Origin of the sequence: Vibrio sp. 1557, from assembly GCF_033340175.1 — a bacterium.
Taxonomy (GTDB): domain Bacteria; phylum Pseudomonadota; class Gammaproteobacteria; order Enterobacterales; family Vibrionaceae; genus Vibrio; species Vibrio alginolyticus.
On the sequence record NZ_JAWOVZ010000013.1, the window covers coordinates 52174 to 71333 of the forward strand.

At 44.9% G+C, this 19160-nt stretch carries 17 protein-coding genes; 10 read left to right on the forward strand and 7 right to left on the reverse strand.

Going from position 1 to position 19160, the window contains the following annotated elements:
* Window positions 1-6 precede the first annotated feature (6 nt).
* Both R7070_RS15760 and R7070_RS15765 read right to left on the reverse strand, forming a co-directional pair.
* Window positions 7-396 (reverse strand): hypothetical protein, encoded by a 390-nt coding sequence (locus R7070_RS15760; RefSeq protein ID WP_228009997.1) that lies wholly within the window; start codon window positions 394-396, stop codon window positions 7-9.
* Window positions 397-458: 62 nt separating this feature from the next.
* Entirely contained in the window at window positions 459-1763 is a 1305-nt protein-coding gene (locus R7070_RS15765; RefSeq protein WP_005389460.1) for a MipA/OmpV family protein, read from the reverse strand.
* A gap of 235 nt (window positions 1764-1998) precedes the next feature.
* On the opposite strand from R7070_RS15765, the gene R7070_RS15770 reads away from it, so the two are divergent.
* From R7070_RS15770 to R7070_RS15780, 3 genes are all read left to right on the forward strand, one after another.
* On the forward strand, window positions 1999-2349 hold the full coding sequence (locus R7070_RS15770) for a hypothetical protein (protein ID WP_017634942.1): 351 nt from the start codon (window positions 1999-2001) through the stop codon (window positions 2347-2349).
* A 9-nt stretch (window positions 2350-2358) separates the two neighbouring features.
* Entirely contained in the window at window positions 2359-4299 is a 1941-nt protein-coding gene (locus tag R7070_RS15775) for an alkaline phosphatase D family protein (RefSeq protein ID WP_017634943.1), read from the forward strand.
* 189 nt (window positions 4300-4488) lie between these two features.
* On the forward strand, window positions 4489-4929 hold the full coding sequence (locus R7070_RS15780) for a TerB family tellurite resistance protein (protein WP_017820644.1): 441 nt from the start codon (window positions 4489-4491) through the stop codon (window positions 4927-4929).
* A 241-nt stretch (window positions 4930-5170) separates the two neighbouring features.
* Here the strand turns inward: R7070_RS15780 and R7070_RS15785 are convergent, their stop codons facing one another.
* A complete protein-coding gene (locus R7070_RS15785; protein ID WP_213891665.1) occupies window positions 5171-5701 on the reverse strand; it encodes a 3'-5' exonuclease in 531 nt (176 codons plus the stop codon).
* 83 nt (window positions 5702-5784) lie between these two features.
* A complete protein-coding gene (locus R7070_RS15790) occupies window positions 5785-7326 on the reverse strand; it encodes a sensor domain-containing diguanylate cyclase (protein WP_005377686.1) in 1542 nt (513 codons plus the stop codon).
* 291 nt (window positions 7327-7617) lie between these two features.
* On the opposite strand from R7070_RS15790, the gene R7070_RS15795 reads away from it, so the two are divergent.
* Genes R7070_RS15795 through R7070_RS15805 form a run of 3 tightly spaced genes read left to right on the forward strand, consistent with a single transcriptional unit; the run spans window position 7618 to window position 13080 of the window.
* Window positions 7618-8250 (forward strand): DUF2760 domain-containing protein, encoded by a 633-nt coding sequence (locus R7070_RS15795; RefSeq protein WP_017634945.1) that lies wholly within the window; start codon window positions 7618-7620, stop codon window positions 8248-8250.
* Window positions 8250-10214 (forward strand): Hsp70 family protein, encoded by a 1965-nt coding sequence (locus R7070_RS15800; RefSeq protein WP_256900577.1) that lies wholly within the window; start codon window positions 8250-8252, stop codon window positions 10212-10214. The genes R7070_RS15795 and R7070_RS15800 overlap by 1 nt, the downstream gene beginning before the upstream one ends.
* A 55-nt stretch (window positions 10215-10269) precedes the next feature.
* Entirely contained in the window at window positions 10270-13080 is a 2811-nt protein-coding gene (locus tag R7070_RS15805) for an Hsp70 family protein (protein WP_213909935.1), read from the forward strand.
* Between the two features lie 85 nt (window positions 13081-13165).
* Here R7070_RS15805 and R7070_RS15810 read toward each other — a convergent pair whose 3' ends face one another.
* The gene (locus tag R7070_RS15810) at window positions 13166-13360 is read right to left on the reverse strand and encodes a hypothetical protein (RefSeq protein ID WP_005377692.1); all 195 of its coding nucleotides are present in this window, start codon (window positions 13358-13360) and stop codon (window positions 13166-13168) included.
* 86 nt (window positions 13361-13446) lie between these two features.
* On the opposite strand from R7070_RS15810, the gene R7070_RS15815 reads away from it, so the two are divergent.
* Window positions 13447-14133 (forward strand): DNA-3-methyladenine glycosylase I, encoded by a 687-nt coding sequence (locus tag R7070_RS15815; RefSeq protein WP_005377694.1) that lies wholly within the window; start codon window positions 13447-13449, stop codon window positions 14131-14133.
* Window positions 14134-14217: 84 nt separating this feature from the next.
* On the opposite strand, the gene R7070_RS15820 is transcribed toward R7070_RS15815, so the two are convergent.
* Both R7070_RS15820 and R7070_RS15825 read right to left on the reverse strand, forming a co-directional pair.
* Window positions 14218-15195 (reverse strand): Gfo/Idh/MocA family protein, encoded by a 978-nt coding sequence (locus R7070_RS15820; RefSeq protein WP_149191810.1) that lies wholly within the window; start codon window positions 15193-15195, stop codon window positions 14218-14220.
* 11 nt (window positions 15196-15206) lie between these two features.
* Window positions 15207-15494, reverse strand: coding sequence for a putative quinol monooxygenase (locus R7070_RS15825; RefSeq protein WP_005389066.1), 288 nt, complete (start codon window positions 15492-15494; stop codon window positions 15207-15209).
* Between the two features lie 103 nt (window positions 15495-15597).
* Here R7070_RS15825 and R7070_RS15830 point away from each other — a divergent pair, with 103 nt between their 5' ends.
* The 3 genes from R7070_RS15830 to R7070_RS15840 all read left to right on the forward strand — a co-directional run bounded on the left by R7070_RS15830 (window position 15598) and on the right by R7070_RS15840 (window position 18941).
* Complete coding sequence (locus tag R7070_RS15830) at window positions 15598-16476, forward strand: LysR family transcriptional regulator (RefSeq protein WP_054579469.1); 879 nt, start codon at window positions 15598-15600, stop codon at window positions 16474-16476.
* Between the two features lie 425 nt (window positions 16477-16901).
* Complete coding sequence (locus tag R7070_RS15835) at window positions 16902-18245, forward strand: sodium/glutamate symporter (protein WP_086046743.1); 1344 nt, start codon at window positions 16902-16904, stop codon at window positions 18243-18245.
* A gap of 204 nt (window positions 18246-18449) precedes the next feature.
* Window positions 18450-18941, forward strand: coding sequence for a type II secretion system protein (locus R7070_RS15840; RefSeq protein ID WP_005377704.1), 492 nt, complete (start codon window positions 18450-18452; stop codon window positions 18939-18941).
* The last annotated feature ends 219 nt before the right edge of the window (window positions 18942-19160 follow it).

Genomic DNA, 19160 nt, shown 5'->3' on the forward strand with positions numbered 1-19160 from the left:
ACATCGTCAAAAACGATTCACTTTCTCCAAGTTGCGTATTGCATCGAGGTAGACTTTTTCTAAAGACCGCTCAGCTTCGCTTATCATATTCTCGATCATCGCATTAAACGCGACATCGCTACGGATTTCTATATTGTCTCCCGCCTTAACGTCAAGAGAGTTGACGTACAACACCAACCATTCATCGCCCTCCAAGTGCCCTTCTCCGTGAATGGCAAAAAAGCGTTTGGCAAATTCAGCGTTGGTACAATTTATCGCTTCAATTTGAAGATTGAATGAGGAGTCGATACTCATGGTGCTTATGCCATCCGATTCATCAGATGCATCACAAACAGCCTTAACTCTGGCACGATATACGAAATTTCTCGTTGAAAGCAGCATAGTATTATTCATCATTACTCATAATGGGCGATAAATAAGTCAGTTGCAAATCCGACCTATATGCATCTCGTGATGCGCTAAAACTCGAACTGGAAATAAATAGTATTGTAGTTGCTCCCACCTTTAATTCGCCCAAACTGCGAAGCGCTTTCAAAAATCGCCGAGCGGTGATGCAATGAATAGCCCACCCACATATTGTTCCAGCTCTTTTGGTTGAAGAGATCGCCTACATTGACATCAAACGAGAAATCTAGGTAGTTGAGCAACTTGCTTGGTGTATAACCCTTGTCTTCCATTTCTGTGCCTTCAATATAGGTAATGCTATCAATGTATGACACACCTTCCGCTACACCAAATCGCCAAGTCGTAGGCCAATTAACCGTATAATAAGCCTTAATCGCCATGACGTATTCTGTGCTCGCAGACTGAACACTGGACGACCAGTGATGAACCAACCCTGGCGTTAAATAAATATCAAGAGGAAAACCAAACAGCTCATCCGTTAATGGATGCCCATAAAACAATGAAGTAAGTTGATTGTCGTATGGGTCTTTTTCTCTCTCAAAGCTAAATATTTCACCGATGTTCGAAGGCGTCGCCCAACCATGCGCAATACGTAGATATGCTTTATTGCTCAGTGTCGGTTTCGGAGCTTTGCTTTTATCGTTGAAAAAGCCAAAACCGACAAACACTTCTCCCTGATATCGATCTTCTACAAGCTGACTGTTGTAGGCGTTATCATCTAAGCGAGTAACACTCGTCTCACCCAGTAAATACAAATTTGAAGTTACATGGTAACGCGCTTTAATACCAAGATTGGTGTCAAGTCCAGCTCCAATTCTCTCGCCAGTAATATCCTTAAAGGAGTAATATTCACTATTGAAATCAGCGTCTTTGTATCGAATCGTAATCGATGGCTCTAATTCCCAATCCCCAAATACATAATTGGCAGCAAGGCGGTAATTAGAGTGAAACTGGAGTTCGTCGTCCGTCATCAACTCTACTTCTGCGCGCCAATTGTCGTTAATGCTATAACGCACTTGCCCACCGAAATCGACTCTGTCCCCTTCATTAGCATTTTGTAGCGACATGGGAATATCGACAAATCTCAATCGCATGAGTGCGCTCGCACGCCAGTCGGAATCACTCTCATTATACAAAAAAGCGCCACCTTCAATGCCATTGATATACACATGTTCGTTTTCAAAGAACATCATTGGTACAAATGTACTCACCGTAGAGTCATTATCGGCGGTATAAAACGGAATCGATGCTGTGCGATACATCGCAGCAATCCCCCACGTTTGTTCTTCTGCACCATGCGCAGAAGAAACTACCGCAGCTAAAGGTAAAGCGAGTGTTGTTAGAATTAATCTCTTCATGAGTTCGAAAAATGTTGGTTGAGAAGCAGGCAAACATCAATGATTTGCCATTAAAAGCTTATGTTCTGCTGATGATAGCCGTTACAATGGCAAATGTTGTCATCCTCGTGACAGTTTGAGTCCCAAGATCATATTAATATTGCACGACTAGGTGAGCTTGTTTGCGAATATTTTACCATTACAACAAGCGCTTAAACTCTAGCTTAGTTCTAAATCAAACATAATGAAGTAAAAAGTGAAAGCATCAGAACTCATCTCTACCTTGAATCATTTACCCGCAGACACAGACCCAGACATTGTGATGGGAGAAGCATGGCTGCCAGAGAGGTTGATAGGGACTCAACTCGATGGTGACATGTTGTTTTTGCACTTTGATAATGCACCAGAAGATGGTCAAGGTGACGAAGAAGGGCGTGGCTTCGTCGAACACGAAATCGACCTAATTAGAACTCGGCTTCAGCAAATTTTGGATGAAGACAGTAATAACGCGTCAAAAGCCGATGCGATGCTTGGTTTGTTCCTTATGGGACATGAACTTAGTAGCTCGCAAGTTATCGAAATATTAGAAGAAGAAGCTGACACATAAGGAGCCGTTTTGCCAGCATTGATGAACACGACTGAAATTTCTTCACTTCCTCTTGTCGTTGCAGGTCCGATCCTACGTAAAGTGACCGCAACTGAAATCAATATTTGGCTAGTCACCACCCAACGCTTGGAGGGTATGGTGCAAATTACGGATGAAAATGCCTCCATCCTTTATCAAGCCCCTTTAAGTGAACAAAAAGAACAGCTTCAAATCGGCCTCAATGCGTGGTGTTGCTTACTTAAATTAGAAGGCGAGTTTCCAACCCATCAAGCGTTACGCTATCAAATAAAAACGCAATATGGATTAGTGACGGAACTGCTCCCTCACCTGACTTATGAGCGAGATAATACGCCAAACTTGGGTATTGAGTTCCTCGTTAGTGAAAAAGCGGATTATCTCCTACATGGCTCTTGCCGTAATCCCCATCACTTCAGTGATGATACATTGGTCGCTGCGGATCATAAAATCGCGTCTCAATCCATTGAAGAAAGACCGGATATGCTCATCATGAGTGGTGATCAAATCTATGCAGACCATGTTGCAGGCCCCACTCTCGATGCCATTGAGCAAGTCATAGCTTTATTGGGTTTGCCAGGCGAAGAATTCGATCAAGCTCCGATAAAAAATACCAATGACCTCTACCAACACCCTGCTTGCTATTATGGTCGAGATAAATTGTTGCCTCATTATGTGAGTGATGACAGTTTACTAAGTAAGTTTTTTCCACACCGAGGGACACCAATATTCAGCGCCAAAGAGTGTGAGAATCACCTAATAAGCTTTGCTGAGTGCTTTGCAATGTACTTATTGGTTTGGTCTCCGACCTTGTGGAAGCTTGTTCGAACGGATCGTTTATTAGAAAACGAATTTACTGTCGGCGGAGAAGTTCTTGAACCCAAATGGCAGCAGCAATGGCGCGAAGAAAAAAAACAAATTGATAAATTCGTCGCAGGTCTGGACAAGGTTCAACGCTTACTCGCTCACATTCCAACCTATATGATTTTTGATGATCACGATGTCACCGACGATTGGAATCTCACCATAGGCTGGGAACAAGCCGCATACAGCAACACGTTTGCAAAACGCATTATCGGTAATAGCTTGATTGCTTACTGGCTTTGCCAAGGTTGGGGAAATGCGCCAGAAAAATTCAATGATGAATTTATGAGCCTCGCTCAACGCTTTATCGATGAGCGAACCTCGCAAACCCAAGATGCATTTATTCAATATTTGTATCGCTTTGAGAATTGGCACTACACCATTCCTACGACACCAAAAGTTGTCGTGCTAGATACACGAACCAGACGCTGGCGTTCTGAGTCTAAAATGAACAAACCTTCTGGCTTAATGGACTGGGAAGCGATGATTGAGTTCCACCAAGAGCTCGTGCACCAAGACAAAGTTGTTATTGTTTCTGCCGCGCCAATGTTTGGTGTGAAATTTATCGAAGCACTACAACGTGTAGTGACCATGCTTGGTAAACCATTGATGGTTGATGCTGAAAACTGGATGGCTCACCCCGGAAGTGCGAATACTCTTATTAGTATTTTCACACACACAAAGACACCAACTAACTTTGTTATTCTCTCTGGCGACGTACACTACTCTTTTGCATACGATATTAAGCTCCGCTATCGAAAAAACAGTCCGAATATCTATCAAATCACCTGTAGTGGAATTAAAAATCAGTTCCCTACACAACTGCTCAATATTTGTGATGGCCTAGATAGACTGCTATACAGCCCTCGCTCACCTTTAAACTGGTTCACAAAACGTAAACGACTCAAGATTTACAAACGCGCACCAAGTACGCACAACTTTTATCGCTTGGTTAACCATAGTGCCATTGGTGAGCTACGCCTTGATGATGAAGGCAAACCAAGTCAAATTAGTATTCTGACGAGTGATGGTGACGAAGTTCATTTTCCACCGACACGTGCTGAAAGCTGAGTATCAATCCCCAAATGACTTGCCCTTTGTAAGAGGCAAGTCACCTTGAACTAACTCAGGAGTTTAGGTTTTTTGGTGAGAAAGTGGCCATGCTTAAATGTCAACGGCGTGCTAAATTTGGTATCGCACCTTGAGATCTTCCGTATTTATTACCATGTTAACCAAATAAACAATAGCTCGGTGTTCATTATGTTTAATTCTCTCACATCATTATTTAAACAACTCATTGATGGCTCTGATTTAAGCCAAACCAACACACTTTCCCCTAACATGGCTATCGCGTGTTTGCTTTGTGAAGTTTCTGGCGCAGACCATAGTGTCGATGATAGAGAACAAGAAACAAAGCGCTCTTTATTGATGAAACTGCTTTCGTTAAATGAAGAAGAATCAAATACTTTGTTAGAGCAAGCGCAACAGAAAATAAAAGATTCCGCTTCGCTGTACGACTTTACCTCTCAACTAAGAGAACTGACTCAAGAAACTCGTTACAACTTAATCAAAAGCATGTGGGAAGTCGCTTACGCAGACGGCGAAATTGACCCGCTAGAAGACGCGGTGATCCGTAAAACAGCAGAGCTACTCTATGTTGATCACAGCGAGTTCATTCGAGCGAAGTTACAGTCTCAGTAAAGTGACGAGATGAGTATATAAGTCGCTGGCTAACTCTAAGCTCCCCCTATAATGACAACAGATATCGCTTCTGTAGCCATAAAAAAACGCGCACTCTGCGCGTTTTTCAATAAGCCAACGACATTGTTATTAAAATACTGGTCAAGGTATGTGTTTAGCTCTTTCCACACTAAACAGACTGCATGACAAAACAACAATGGTTGGATGATTATTTAATTACAAGCTAGCTAGGTTCGAATAACTAAAACATGGTCAAAGCAAGCTTAGCTAAGTTATATGCATCTACATAGCCAGAGTGTTGACGCCCTTCCCAGTCTATTCCTTTTGCTTCTTGAGCGGCTCGATGGCCTATACGTTTATCTTTAAGACGATTTTGAATACGGTAGAGTGTCGCTAAGTTGATGAACTCTGTGAACGGTGCTTCAATACCTTTTTGCTTACACTCTTCTAGAAGAATGACGTCATCTCGCCCCCAAGATGCAAAGATTTTGTTGCGACCACCGAAGTTCTTAACCATGGATTTAAGCACTTCTTCTAGTGGGCGTCCTTGTTTTTCAATCTTACGTGGTGTGATGCCCGTTAACTCAGCGCAAAATAGAGAGACTTCATCGTGTTCTGGTTTCACGTAGTATTGAGCACGCTTGACTATCTCACCTTTAGACAAATCTATTTCAGCTAACCCCACTTCGATAATTTCACCCGTGCTGCCGACGCCATTTTCGTTCCAGCAACACATTTCTAAATCGAAGCATACAATACGGTTATGGTTCATAGTTTGCCTTGGTTCCTAACATAAAAATTTAAAGCGTGCGATTCTATCGTAACACGGCGTAAAACTCGAATTTGTGCGCCCATTTAATCGCCGATCGACACATTATTACGGCCGTTTTTTTTACTCAAATAGAGTTGACTATCCATTTTGTGATACAAGCTCTCAGGATCTTCTTCTTTATGGATAACCGCACCGATACTCAACGTACAGATAATTGACGCATCACCATAATCAAAAGCCGTACTTGCCACAACACTCCGTAATTTTTCTAGGTAAGCTTCTAGCACTGCTCTATCAATGACTTTAGAAATAATACAAAACTCGTCACCACCAGCTCGGTAAAACTTATCTCCCGGTTTTAAATTAGCACTGACCAGCTTAGTGACATGTTGTAACGCTTCATCTCCACCTAAATGGCCGTGTTTGTCATTAATCACTTTGAAGTGGTCGATATCAAAACCAACCAAGGCGAAGTTAACACCTTTGTTTATCTGATTAAGCAAATGATCGTTGAATGCTCGGCGATTCAGTAGTTGAGTTAGAGGGTCTCGCTCTGCCATTCTTTTTAATTCAACGGTTTTGAGCTCCAACATGACCGCTAAGCGCTCTTTTTCTCGAGACTGTAAATTCACAATCCAACTGATCAAAAAGGCGATTACCAATCCGGCTAGTGTCGTGCCCGCTAAAATAGAACGCTCCCAAGCTGAGACTGCGTCAGAAAGCTTAAAGTCAATACGCCATTCACGGTTAGGCAGTTGAATGGTCCGGCTTATAACCGTTCCTCGAATGTTGTCCCAGCTCGCACTTTGAAAGAGAACAGGGTCATCTGCTGCGTCGAATCCCAAATCTTCTACGCGCACCGACATATCGAGCTCCGTCGCGGTTTTCGTAATCAAATCCTCAAAGTAAACCGTACTTCGGATAACACCGGTCACTACTCCTAATAAATATTTGTTCTCGAAGTCGAACACTGGATGGAACACCAGCAACCCAGTCTTAGGTATGGACTTGTCATAACCATCTTGCAGTAAGCGAACTTTATCCGAGACATTCGCTCGCCCATTTTCGGAAATATCATCCAAGATTAAATCGAAGCGTTTGCGCGAAAAATAGAAACCCAATAGAGAAAGGTTTTCCGGTGTTCTTGGGTAGATATCCGACGCGATGAAAATTGGCTCATTGTGTTCAAAAATGTACCCGTAGGTTTTGGGACCATCTTTAGGAACGGTAAACGGTTGGAAGTTTGGAAATTTTTGACGGGTCTTTAAAATATGTTCATCAAGATCTTCAAATTCGACCTTTTGCATCCATTGAAGTCCAATGAGACTTCGCGAGCTATTAATCACTTGTTCCGCATACATGGGAAACGATGGCCAATAGCTTCGCTCAATCGAATGGAAAAAGTTTGCGCCCGCACCAATGAACTTTAGATCATTCTCGACGTTTGCTTTAAGTGATTCTGCTTGTCGGTCGGCTAAAGTATCAAACGTCGTCTGTGTATACCGTTGCTGCATTGTATAAGCAGCACCGACTACACCAGCAGTGACACATAAAGTCGCCAAAAAAGCTAAAATAGAGTCTGAATGTCGTTTTATAAAGCTCTTATGAGCGGTGCTTTGTGTCATATCGTAATTTTTGATACTTCCGTAAGTTAAACTTCGGGATCTATTGAAATACCGCGTTAGCAATGCACAAACATCAAGCAACAACCTATATTGGGGAGTCTGATCGTCGATTTTTCACTCTGTTCGTACGGTATAGTCACGAATTATTACAGCCTTAAGCCTTGAATATGCTACCATCCGTCATCATTTTAATGTCTAAACTTGGTGCAAGATCGCAAAGACGATCGTTTTAGTGAACAAATATGAGCCAATACTGAGCACCAATAAATCAATAGAAAGAGAAAAAACGTCATGAACATTGATTTGAACCTAATTCCTCAAACGTTCGATATGCTTCACGCAGGCCTAACCGCATCGAGCGTTTTGCTTCTTCTAGTTGCAGTGTCGCGCAAATCAAAAGTGGTCGAGAAAGTGGTAGAAAAACCAGTCGAGAAAATCGTCGAGGTTGAGAAACCAGTTGAGAAGATCGTTGAAGTAGAAAAAGTAGTGGAAGTAGAGAAAGTCGTAGAGCGTGTTGTAGAAGTTGAATCAAAACTTGCAACCGCATCAACGGACTCTGCAATGCAGCTGCTTTCTATCATGCAACAAGAAGCACGTCTGATTGACTTCCTAAAAGAAGACCTAACGTCATTCTCTGATGAAGAAGTAGGCGCAGCCGCTCGCGTAATCCACACTGGCGGTCAGAAAGTACTGAACGACTACGTGACGCTAGCGCACGTTCGTAACGAAGACGAAGAAACTCGCATTACGGTTGAAGAAGGCTTCAACCCACAAGAAATCCGCCTAACTGGCAACGTAACAGGCAGCGCGCCATTCAACGGCACGCTAGTTCACAAAGGTTGGAAAGCAACATCAATGACGTTGCCTAAACTGGCTGAGAACTACGATGCATCTGTGATCGCTCCAGCTGAGGTTGAGCTGTAATGGAACACATGAACCAAGAAAACCATTCTCAAGAAGCGTCTGTTGAAACTCAACAGACACCTAAATTCAGTGTTGGTATCGACTTAGGTACAACACACTGTGTCATGTCTTTTGTTGATACACACAACGAAGACGCTCGCGTTGAAGTGATGCCAATCCCGCAGTTAACTGCGCCGGGTACGGTAGAGACTCGTAGCCAATTAGGCTCTTTCCTTTACCAACCACACGAACACGAAATGAACCCGCAATCACGCGTTCTTCCGTGGTCGAGCGAGCCAAAAGCTCTGGTTGGTGCGATTGCACGTAACCTAGGTTCGAAAACGCCAATTCGTCTTGTTGCAAGTGCGAAATCTTGGCTTTGCCACGCTGGTGTAAACCGTCGTGATGCTTTCCTGCCAGCAGGTAGCCCAGAAGAAGTGGAAAAAGTATCCCCTCTTCGCGCGACAGAGCTTTACCTAGAGCATCTAAAAGACGCTTGGAATCACGCGAATCCAAATCACAACCTTGCCGATCAAGACGTAACTATTACGGTTCCTGCTTCTTTTGATCCTGCTGCTCGCGATCTAACTGCAGAAGCTGCACGCAACGTTGGTTTTGTGCACCTAACGCTTCTAGAAGAGCCACAAGCTGCGCTTTACAACTGGATTGATAACAGCAACGACAAATGGCGCGACGAAGTTGAAGTTGGCGACATCGTGCTTGTGGTCGATATCGGTGGTGGTACAACCGACCTTTCTTTGGTTGAAGTAACTGAAGACGACGGCAACCTAACTCTGAACCGCATCGCGGTAGGTGAACACATCCTACTTGGCGGTGACAACATGGATCTTGCACTTGCGTACCGCTTGAAAATGAAGCTAGCGCAAGAAGGCAAAGAGCTACAGCCATGGCAAGTTCAGGCAATGACACACGCATGTCGTGACGCGAAAGAAGCGTTATTGAACGACAGCGAACTTCAGTCAGTGCCAATCGTAGTACCAAGCCGTGGTTCTAAACTGCTTGGCGCAACGCTGAAAACAGAACTGACTCAAGAAGAAGTACAACAAACACTGGTTGATGGCTTCTTCCCTCAAGTTGCAATTACTGACCACCCTGTTCAACGTAACCGTGGTGCACTAACGCAAATGGGTCTGCCTTACGCACAAGATGCAGGCATTACTCGTCACATTGCAGCGTTCTTGTCTAAACAAGCCAATGCACTTTCTGCTTCAGGAAGTGGCGCAGAAGCAGCAGCTCAAGATTTCAACCCGTTCGCTAACATGCCTGGTATGCCAGGTGCGGATGCAGCGCAATCAGCTGACTTCATCAAGCCAACCGCAATCCTATTCAACGGTGGTGTTCTGAAATCGAAACTTCTAGCAACTCGTCTAGAAGACACGATCAACGAATGGCTAATTGAAGCAGATGCAGAAATGGCGAAGCGCCTAACAGGTGTGGATTTAGACCTTGCAGTTGCTAGCGGTGCGGCTTACTACGGCTCTGTACGTCGTGGTCAAGGCGTTCGTATCCGTGGTGGTATTGCTTCGGCTTACTACGTAGGTATCGAAAGTGCAATGCCTGCGATTCCGGGCATGGCGCCGCCAATGGAAGCACTTTGTGTTGCACCATTTGGTATGGAAGAAGGCTCAAGCGTTGACGTACCAAGCCAAGAGTTTGGTTTGATCATCGGTCAGCCTGTTAACTTCCAATTCTTCGGCTCAACGGTTCGTCGTGATGACCTAGCAGGTACTCACCTAGACTACTGGGCACCAGAAGAGCTTGAAGAGCTTCCAGAAATCCAAGTAACGCTACCTGTATCTGAAGGTCGTCGTGAAGGTGAAGTGGTTCCGGTAACCCTAGCCTCTCGCGTCACAGAGCTTGGTACGCTTTACTTAGAAGCCATTGCCGCTGATAACGGTCAAAAATGGCATGTTGAGTTCGATGTGCGCGAAGACGCGAAAAGCAACTCAAACGAAGAAGAATAAATAGAAATCAAACGGCATCCAATCGGGTGCCGTTTTTAAATACACGAAGGTTTGTATGGCATCTCCTCGTTTTCTTGTTGGTATTGACCTTGGCACCACAAACACTGTGGTGGCGTATTGTGAAATCACCGACAACCTTGAACAATCCGAAGTATCCCTATTTGACATCGACCAACTGATTGGTCCCGGTGAAGTGGTTCGTAAACCATTGCTGCCCTCTTTCCGCTATCACCCTGCGGTTGGTCAAATCTCCCCTTCTGACCTAACACTCCCTTGGGAAAACGAACCTGTCTCTGGCGACATTAGTAATGTGATCGTGGGTGAATGGGCTCGTGAATTAGGCGCTAAGGTGGAAGGACGTCAGGTATCCAGTGCTAAAAGCTGGCTATCGCACCAAGCAGTGGATCGTAGTTCAGACATTCTTCCTTGGGCCGGTGCGCAAGACGTAGATAAAGTCTCACCCGTTATTGCCAGCGCAAGCTACCTCAACCACATTCGTCAAGCATGGAACTACCGTCATCCTAGCAATAAGTTAGAAGACCAAGATGTGGTTGTGACCGTTCCAGCTTCGTTCGATGAAACCGCTCGTAAGCTCACGCTTGAAGCGGCACAGCTAGCTGGTTTAAAGAAAATCGTCCTGCTCGAAGAACCACAAGCCGTATGTTACGACTGGTACGCACGCCACCAGCAAACCGCAGCTGATGAACTCAAAGAGTTACCGCTGATTCTGGTGTGTGATGTGGGCGGTGGTACTACCGACTTGAGCTTGATTGAAGCCAGTTTCTCTTCTCAAGATGAGCTAGCCCTTGACCGCATTGGCGTTGGCGAACACTTGATGCTTGGTGGTGATAACCTCGATTTAGCATTAGCACACCTTGCAGAAAGCCGCTTCAACCAAAGTAAGAAGCTCACTGCCGCAAGCCTGACTAAGTTGATTCAGCAAACGCGTAAAGCGAAAGAAAACCTGCTTTCAGCGAATGCACCTGAAGAAGTGAAAATCACCATGCTGGGCAGCGGCTCGAAACTTCTTGGCGGAACAAAGAGTATTGGGCTGAGCAAACAAGAAGTGCACCAAATCGCTTTAGATGGCTTCTTCCCGCTTTCTGATTTCAGTGAAGTACCAGATAAACGCCGCAGCGCGGTTGTCGAGTTTGGTCTTCCATACGTTGCCGACCCAGCAGTGAGCAAACACGTTGCCGAGTTCTTAACGACGCATCAGCAAGTCTCTCGTGCCGCACTTGGCATTGAAGACGACAAACAAAATGCCATTCCAGTCGGTTTGCTACTCAATGGTGGTGTGTTCAACAGTGAGCTTGTGACTGAGCGTGTCACTACCCTACTTTCCGATTGGCGCGGCGCACCAGTTACGGTATTAGACAACCCACATCCAGACTGGTCGGTTGCACTGGGTGCTGTTGCATTTGGTAAAGCGCGTCGTGGCGCACAACTTAAAATTGGTGGTGGCGCAGCGCGTTCTTACTTCTTGCATCTTCAAGAAAAGAACAAGATGGGCAAAGCTCTCTGTTTGCTTGCAAAAGGCACAGAAGAAGGACACGAGATCCGATTAAGTGGTCGCCGCTTCTCGCTTACCCTAGGTGAGCCCGTTCGCTTTAACCTGCTGACTTCTACCCACGACACCTTAACCAATAACACCGCCATTCAAAACGGTGTAATGGTTGACGTTGATCCGGACTTGTTTGCTCCCCTGCCGCCTTATATCACCACCCTTGAAGGTGAAGGTGCCGAACTGCAAGCCAACCAGAAAGAGCGCGTAGAAGTGCAACTGGCGTGTCAGTTGACTGAAGTCGGCACACTTAAGATGGAATGTGTCAGCGCAGAAGATGACAGCAAACGTTGGGAGCTGGAATTCGAAGTTCGTAACAAGCAAACCGACGACAGTGAACAAGTTAAACTTCACCCTAAGTTGAACGAATGTAAGGAGCTGATCGCTCGCCTTTACAGCGGTAACAAGAAAAGCGCAGAAGGCAAAGAGATCAAAACCTTAGCCAAAGACCTTGAGAAGAAGCTCGGCAAACGTGACGCATGGGACTTCACCACACTCCGTCAACTTTTCGATACTTTTGCACAAGGTCGTAAGCGTCGCCGTCGTTCTGAACAGCACGAGAAAAACTGGCTTCGTTTGGCGGGCTTTGCACTGCGTCCGGGCTTTGGCGATCCAACAGACTCTTGGCGTATTGAGCAAGTTTGGGGACTGTATCAACAAAATATTCAGTTCAAAAACCATCAAGGTTGGACAGACTGGTGGGTATTCTGGCGACGTATCGCAGGTGGTTTGAGCCAAGAGCAACAAGAGACCATCTTGGCGGACATCGCGAAATACCTACACCCTGGCGCGATGAAAAACCCACAATCCGCCAAAGCAGCGCAAGATATGGGTTACGAGTCAATGGTGCGCTTGTCTGCCTCTCTGGAGCATTTAGAAGTCGAAGACAAAGTTCTATTGGTAACGTGGTTCTTGAGCAAAGCCATCAACCAAAACCAGTTTGAACAAGCGCACTGGTGGGCATTGGGACGCTTGGCATCGCGAACGCCACTTTATGGCAGCCAGCACAACGTCATTCCTCGTGAACAAGCGGAACAGTGGCTACCTAAATTACTGGAACAAAACTGGCAGAAAGAACCAATGATCGCGTTCGCAGCCGTAATGATTTGTCGTAAGACGGGCGACCGCCTATTTGATATCTCAGACGACTACCGTGAGCAGGTACTGGCTAAGTTGAAGCAAAGCAAGGTGCCTGAATCTTGGGTATCACTGGTTGAAGAAGTCAAAGAGCTATCTGAGAGCGAATCGAAGCGTATCTTCGGTGATGCACTCCCAAGCGGCCTGACGCTGGTAAATAACTAAGCTCCCATGCTCATAAAAGCAACAAAGCCCTTCTCGTGAAGGGCTTTGTTTTATCTGGTTCTAATAGCTGACGATAGTCGACTCGTTAGTTCATTTCCGTATTGATTACCACATCACGCGTTTCATTATCCATATCACTGATGCCGACCACTGAGATTTCACGGTCAGATAAATTCTCAATCATGCTGTCTTCTAACCCACCATCCGTCATCCACGCATAGAATTTTTCTGCAATACGATCCGAACCTTCTCCGACAAACGTTAATGTGACCTTCTTCATTTGTGACACTCCATCAATTTACGATTCAGCCACTTAAGCGTAGTATGTTTCACAAATATCGACATAAACTAGGACTAACTTCTTTTATGAGTATCGAAAAATTTGACGCGATTTATCAGCGCGCTGCCGAGCGTAAAGGTGGTGAAGATCAACTTGAAGCGCTTTTGTCTCATCCACTAAGCAAAGAAGAATTGGCAGCGATTCCCGACGACCGTTGGCTAGCCGCTTTTTCGATGAAGGTATTCCAAAGTGGGATTTCGTGGAGCGTGGTTCGCAACAAGTGGCCGAACTTCGAAGAAGTGTTCTTTGGGTTTAAGATTGAGCCGCTATTGATGCTGTCAGATGAGCAATGGGAAACCAAAGCAACCGACAAACGCATCATTCGCCACCTCACTAAAGTCATGTCGATTCCTGCCAACGCTCGTATGATCCACGAAGCAAAAATCGAATATGGCTCGTTTGGCAAAATGGTTGCTGATTGGCCGCAAGAGAAAATCACCGACCTATGGGCGTATTTGAAGAAACGCGGCAATCGCCTAGGCGGAAATACTGGCCCTTACACACTTCGTCAAATGGGCGTTGATACCTTTATCTTGTCTAGCGACGTGGAAGCTTACCTGCGTAATTGCAAGATCATTGAAGGTGGCAAAGATACGAAAAAATCGCTCGATGCAACCAACAAAGCGTTTGTTCAATGGCAGCAAGAAAGTGGTAGAAGCCTGTCTGAGATCAGCCAAATCATTGCGTTCAGTACCGGCGATAATCGCATTTAATCCAGACTGAACCCAAAATACAAACGGTGCACTGATCATTGGATTTAGTGCGCCGTTTTTATGTTCATTGGTTCAAGTACACACTTACTTTGAAGCCAGTGATTCCCACTCAGTCAGTAGCTGCATAATACGGTGAGAGTCTTCCCATGTTGCACAAGGGTTTTCTAACGAGGTACGCCCCTCTTCAACCGCTTGGCGAATATTGCGCACTTGATAGAAGAAAGCGTCCCCAGTTGCCGGTACAGACACTTCCCGCTTCGACGTCTCGTAAATTTCCACACTAAACTGGTTATCTTGCGTTGGTAGCCATGGGTTTGAATCTAAGGTAATACAGCCTTTGCTACCCAGAATGGTGAACTGGTGTTTCAATCCATGATCTTCGGCAGTATGTACGCTCACCGTTTGTTGCTCACCAAATTGCATCATCAAGCTCGACTCGCAGATATTCCCATCATTACCTCGTCGGCCAATCGCTTTCATTGAACGGTTCTCAAAGGTTTGTTCACCCAACATGGTTTTAACCACCAAATGCACTAATGACATTGGATAGCAACCTAAGTTATACAAAGCACCTTTGCTGTCTGGATTAACAAACTGCGCAATCGACGCAATATAAGACGTATGGATGGAGCGAAGTTCACCAATCTCTCCCGATTCAAGCACCGAAACCAACTCGCTGATCAACGGGTGATGTAAATACATTAAGCCTTCAGCAAAGAACACCTTGTGTGCTTCTACTGCTTGAAGTGCCAGCTCGGTTTTTTCCATATCGACAGAAAGCGACTTTTCACACAGAATCGCTTTGCCCTGCTCAGCCGCTTTGACGATAAAGTCATGATGAAGGTGATTTGGCAATGCGATGTAAATAATGTCGACTTGCTCATCGGCAATCAACGCATCGTAATCGTTGAACGTATTCTCGATGCCATATTGCTCAGTGAATGTCTTTAAGTTCTGCTCCGAACGCCCAGCAACCGCGTACAGTTCACTCTTGTCATCGCCTTGGATTGCCTCAGCCATGACACCTGAGATAAAGCTTGTGCCTAAAATACCCCATTTCATGTTCGCCTCTCCTATTGAGCTTGGGTTTCGAATGCTTGAACTAACTCCGCCATTTCAGCCGCAATAAACGCTTGTGTATGCGGCATAGCAAAATGCGCTTCAATCGCGGCTCGGTTTTCATATCGCTCCCAAAGAATCACACGTTGTGGGTCTTTCGAATCGTAGGTCGCATTCGCTTGCAAGCACCCCGCTTCGCTTTGCATATCAAGGCAAAATTGTTCAATGGCTTCAACCACTTGTTGTCTTGGCTTATCAGCATTCATTTTCAGTTCGGCGGTAACAAAAATCGTCTCGCTCATGATGGCTCTCTTTCTCCATTCTTAATCATACGCCCACTGTAATTAACCTCATTTGATTGATAAACTCTGCTTTAGTTCTTTCTTTATCAACTCTGGGTGTGCAATGGATAAATTAACAAGCATGAAAGTTTTCGCTTACGTGGTCGAACACGGCAGCTTTCGTAATGCAGCACACCACTTTGATATTTCACCGACCATGGTTGGCAAGCACATGAGCTTTCTTGAGCAAAGCTTAGGTACGCAGCTGATTCATCGCACCACGCGCAAACAGTCCTTGACCGAAGCTGGCAGACTCTACTATCAAGAGTGCCACCGCATTATTGAAGACATCACCAACGCAGAGAACCTAATCCAGACGCTGATCAACCGCCCAACTGGAACAGTAAAAGTTAACTGCCCAGTTACCTATGGTAAAAAGGTGATTGCGCCCATCGTGGCTGACTTCTTAGCAGAATTTCCCGAACTGAACGTTGAGTTAATGTTGGATAACAGTTTGATTGACCCATATCGAAGCGAAGCAGACGTGATTATTCGTATTGGTGAGTTGGTCGATTCATCGTTAGTTGCAAGAAAACTCGGGCAATACGACATGACTTACTGCGCCTCACCCTCTTATCTTAAGCTGCATGCCCCTATCCAATCGCTTGATGACCTTGAACATCATCATTGTTTGGGATTTCAGTACCACCAAGGGGAAAGCCAACAGGTGGTGAACATGCCATCTAATACCTTTGGAAACAGCAACACCCGATTAACGTCTAATAATGGTGATGTGCTTAAGTTTGCCGCGTTAAAAGGCTCTGGTGTTCTTCTTCAACCAAAGATCTTAGTTGAACAGGAAATTCAATCTGGTGCCTTGGTAGAAATTCTCCAGCAACATACTCCCAAGCCAAAACCGATCCACCTGCTTTACCGTTCAAAACAGCTTTCCCTTAAAAACCGCACCTTGGTTGATTTTGTTCTTTCGCATGTGAATCCGTAACACCACCTCATAAAGCGGCGACAATTTAACCACTCAATCAACTTTTATTGTCGATATGACAAATATTATTGCTTGTTAATTGTCTTTATTTTTCAGGCCGTTAGTATAGAACGCTCACTTAGTGAACACTATTTGTTGATTCCCATCAATTGCATTGCTCTGACAAAGTGACTAGGATTGCCGCCTTTCCTGAGTGAACTATCAAAAAATATCGAGAAATTTAATCTAATTTCTCTTCCTGTTCGTGTGCAATCACAACATTTACACTCATTTCAAATTGCATAAGCACATTCCTTTGCTTATGAAAACGACATTGATTTCTCAACGCTTTTAGTCACGTATGTGGCTTTTTGGCTTGAGAGAGATTTTTATTCAAGGTAGGTCACAAGGACGCTACCCCTTGACTGCATTTACTGGAGGATAAGATGCCTAAAGGTCTAATGCTGACTGACTTAGCCATCGCTGGCTTACTATTGATTTTGGCAAAAGTCATTCGCGTTCACGCGCCATTACTACAGCGTATGTACATTCCATCGGCGGTTCTCGCAGGATTATTCGGTCTAATTTTTGGACCAGCCCTGTTAGACGTACTGCCTTGGACCGATACGTTTACCGCTAACGCAAGCCTATTAACTGCTGCACTTTTTTCTGCGTTAGGTCTGGCAACGGATGTTCCATCACCTAAAACCGTCGCACAGCGTGCTGGCTCATTGTGGGCGTTTAACCAAATCGCTTCTGTTTCTCAGTGGTTGTTTGCGGCAATGTTTGGTCTAGTTCTCACAACCTTCTTCTGGCCAGAGATTAATCCCGGCTTTGGTGTGACAATGTCTGCGGGCTTTATGGGTGGTCACGGGTCTGCCTCTGTTGTTGGTGAAATCTTCACGGGGCTTGGCTGGGAAGATGGCTTCACACTTGGCTTAACATTCGCAACCGTGGGTATTTTCATTTCAATTTCTGTCGGCATGCTCATGCTGCAATTCGCATTGAAGATGGGTTGGATTCGTAGCTTTACGACCTTCGATAGCATGGATGAACACGAACGCAAGGGGCTCGTTAAGCCTGATGATCAAGCGCCGGTAATGAAAGACACCATGTCTTCCCTGTCGGTTGATTCTTTTGCGATTCACGCGGCGTTGGTTGTAGTGGTAACGGCTTTCTCGTATGTAGCGGCTAACTACTTATCTTCTTTCCACGATAAGGTACAAATTCCTACGTTCGTAACCGGCTTCCTTGGCGGCATGCTTGTGCGAATCATCGCGAAACAAACGAAGGCTTCACGCTATCTTTGTGACGGTGCATTCAAACACGCTGCGGGCATCAGTACCGATTATTTGATTATCTTTGGTATCTCAGCCATCAAGATTACCGTCTTAGCCCAGTATTTAATGCCGATGGTAGTGCTTGCAATCGGCGGTATCGCCTTCACACTATGGCTAATCTTCTGGGTTGCCCCACGTATCATGGGAGAAGATTGGTTCGAGAAAGGCATTTTCTCTTGGGGTTGGTTAACCGGTACGGTTGCCATGGGTATTGCGTTGCTTCGTATTGTTGATCCAAAAATGCGTAGCAAGGTGCTTGATGATTACGCCATCGCTTATGTCCCTGGCTCAATCACTGACATCTTCATCATCTCTTTGATGCCAATCGCGATGTATAACGGCATGCACTGGCAAGCGCTTGGGGTAGGATTAGGTTACATCGCAATTGTCTTATTTATTTGGCGATTCATTTTTAAACGTAACCGCAGTGCTCTGACACACGAATCTTAGTCGCTTTACTCGGGAGGATTTTATCCTCTCGAGTTCATTCCTTGGTTTTTATCAAAATCACTCCTCATTCCGAAAATAAGCAACTTGTTTTATATTTGAGATTTGCAATCCCGATCTCTTACTATCATTCTTTTTTAATACTTGACCTGAAAGTTTCTATATCAGAATAGCCGCCTATTCGTTTCTAAAACATGGAGAAAAGCTGTGCGTCGCTCTCAAGGATTTACTCTTATTGAACTCATTGTGTGCATCATCATTCTTGGTATTGTAAGCGTCGTTGCATTTCCTAAATTTCTTGGCTTACAAAAAGATGCCAGAGTGGCGGTTCTATATGGAGCCAGAGAAGCACTCATGACCGCCAACAACTTTGTCTACACCAAAGCAGTGATTCAATCTCAAGAGACAGTAGATGGCGGCATACAATATAACATTGATCTAGATAATGACGGCCATAACGACCTAATTGGTTACTTTGGATTTATCAAAAATGTTATTCCAGCAAAAGAGCTAGCAGGCTTTGATCCGCAACTCACTATCAACACTTGGTATGGGGTAGACAGCCCAGACGAGCCCTACTTCCTTATTGGTTTTGCAAACAAGCCTGTTGGTCCAGAACATATGTGTTATGTCGAAGTTTACTACCCAGAAACTCCAGGTGGCCAAGTGAAATACAAAATACAAACTGACGATTGCTAATTCCCATATAGAGTGGCAGTAACACTTTTACTTTTGGTGTCTTCATCGTTATTGCAAGGTAATGGCTCCAAAACAACCATTAACAACTATTTCACATAATGTCGTCGCACAGTTAGCTCATAGAGATAAAACCAGTAATTTGCGCCGACACATGGCTATAATTGAAACAATCTATCGTTTTTAAACCCGCCTATAACTTGTGCTTGTAAACTCATCATT

Bases quoted from the DNA above. Each gene is read 5' to 3' on its own strand.
- R7070_RS15820 (WP_149191810.1), bottom strand. From the start codon at position 15,195: ATGAAATGGGGTATTTTAGGCACAAGCTTTATCTCAGGTGTCATGGCT.
- R7070_RS15780 (WP_017820644.1), top strand. From the start codon at position 4,489: ATGTTTAATTCTCTCACATCATTATTTAAACAACTCATTGATGGCTCT.
- R7070_RS15830 (WP_054579469.1), top strand. From the start codon at position 15,598: ATGGATAAATTAACAAGCATGAAAGTTTTCGCTTACGTGGTCGAACAC.
- R7070_RS15825 (WP_005389066.1), bottom strand. From the start codon at position 15,494: ATGAGCGAGACGATTTTTGTTACCGCCGAACTGAAAATGAATGCTGAT.
- R7070_RS15760 (WP_228009997.1), bottom strand. From the start codon at position 396: ATGATGAATAATACTATGCTGCTTTCAACGAGAAATTTCGTATATCGT.
- R7070_RS15810 (WP_005377692.1), bottom strand. From the start codon at position 13,360: ATGAAGAAGGTCACATTAACGTTTGTCGGAGAAGGTTCGGATCGTATT.
- R7070_RS15805 (WP_213909935.1), top strand. From the start codon at position 10,270: ATGGCATCTCCTCGTTTTCTTGTTGGTATTGACCTTGGCACCACAAAC.
- R7070_RS15795 (WP_017634945.1), top strand. From the start codon at position 7,618: ATGAACATTGATTTGAACCTAATTCCTCAAACGTTCGATATGCTTCAC.
- R7070_RS15765 (WP_005389460.1), bottom strand. From the start codon at position 1,763: ATGAAGAGATTAATTCTAACAACACTCGCTTTACCTTTAGCTGCGGTA.
- R7070_RS15800 (WP_256900577.1), top strand. From the start codon at position 8,250: ATGGAACACATGAACCAAGAAAACCATTCTCAAGAAGCGTCTGTTGAA.
- R7070_RS15790 (WP_005377686.1), bottom strand. From the start codon at position 7,326: ATGACACAAAGCACCGCTCATAAGAGCTTTATAAAACGACATTCAGAC.
- R7070_RS15835 (WP_086046743.1), top strand. From the start codon at position 16,902: ATGCCTAAAGGTCTAATGCTGACTGACTTAGCCATCGCTGGCTTACTA.
- R7070_RS15785 (WP_213891665.1), bottom strand. From the start codon at position 5,701: ATGAACCATAACCGTATTGTATGCTTCGATTTAGAAATGTGTTGCTGG.
- R7070_RS15815 (WP_005377694.1), top strand. From the start codon at position 13,447: ATGAGTATCGAAAAATTTGACGCGATTTATCAGCGCGCTGCCGAGCGT.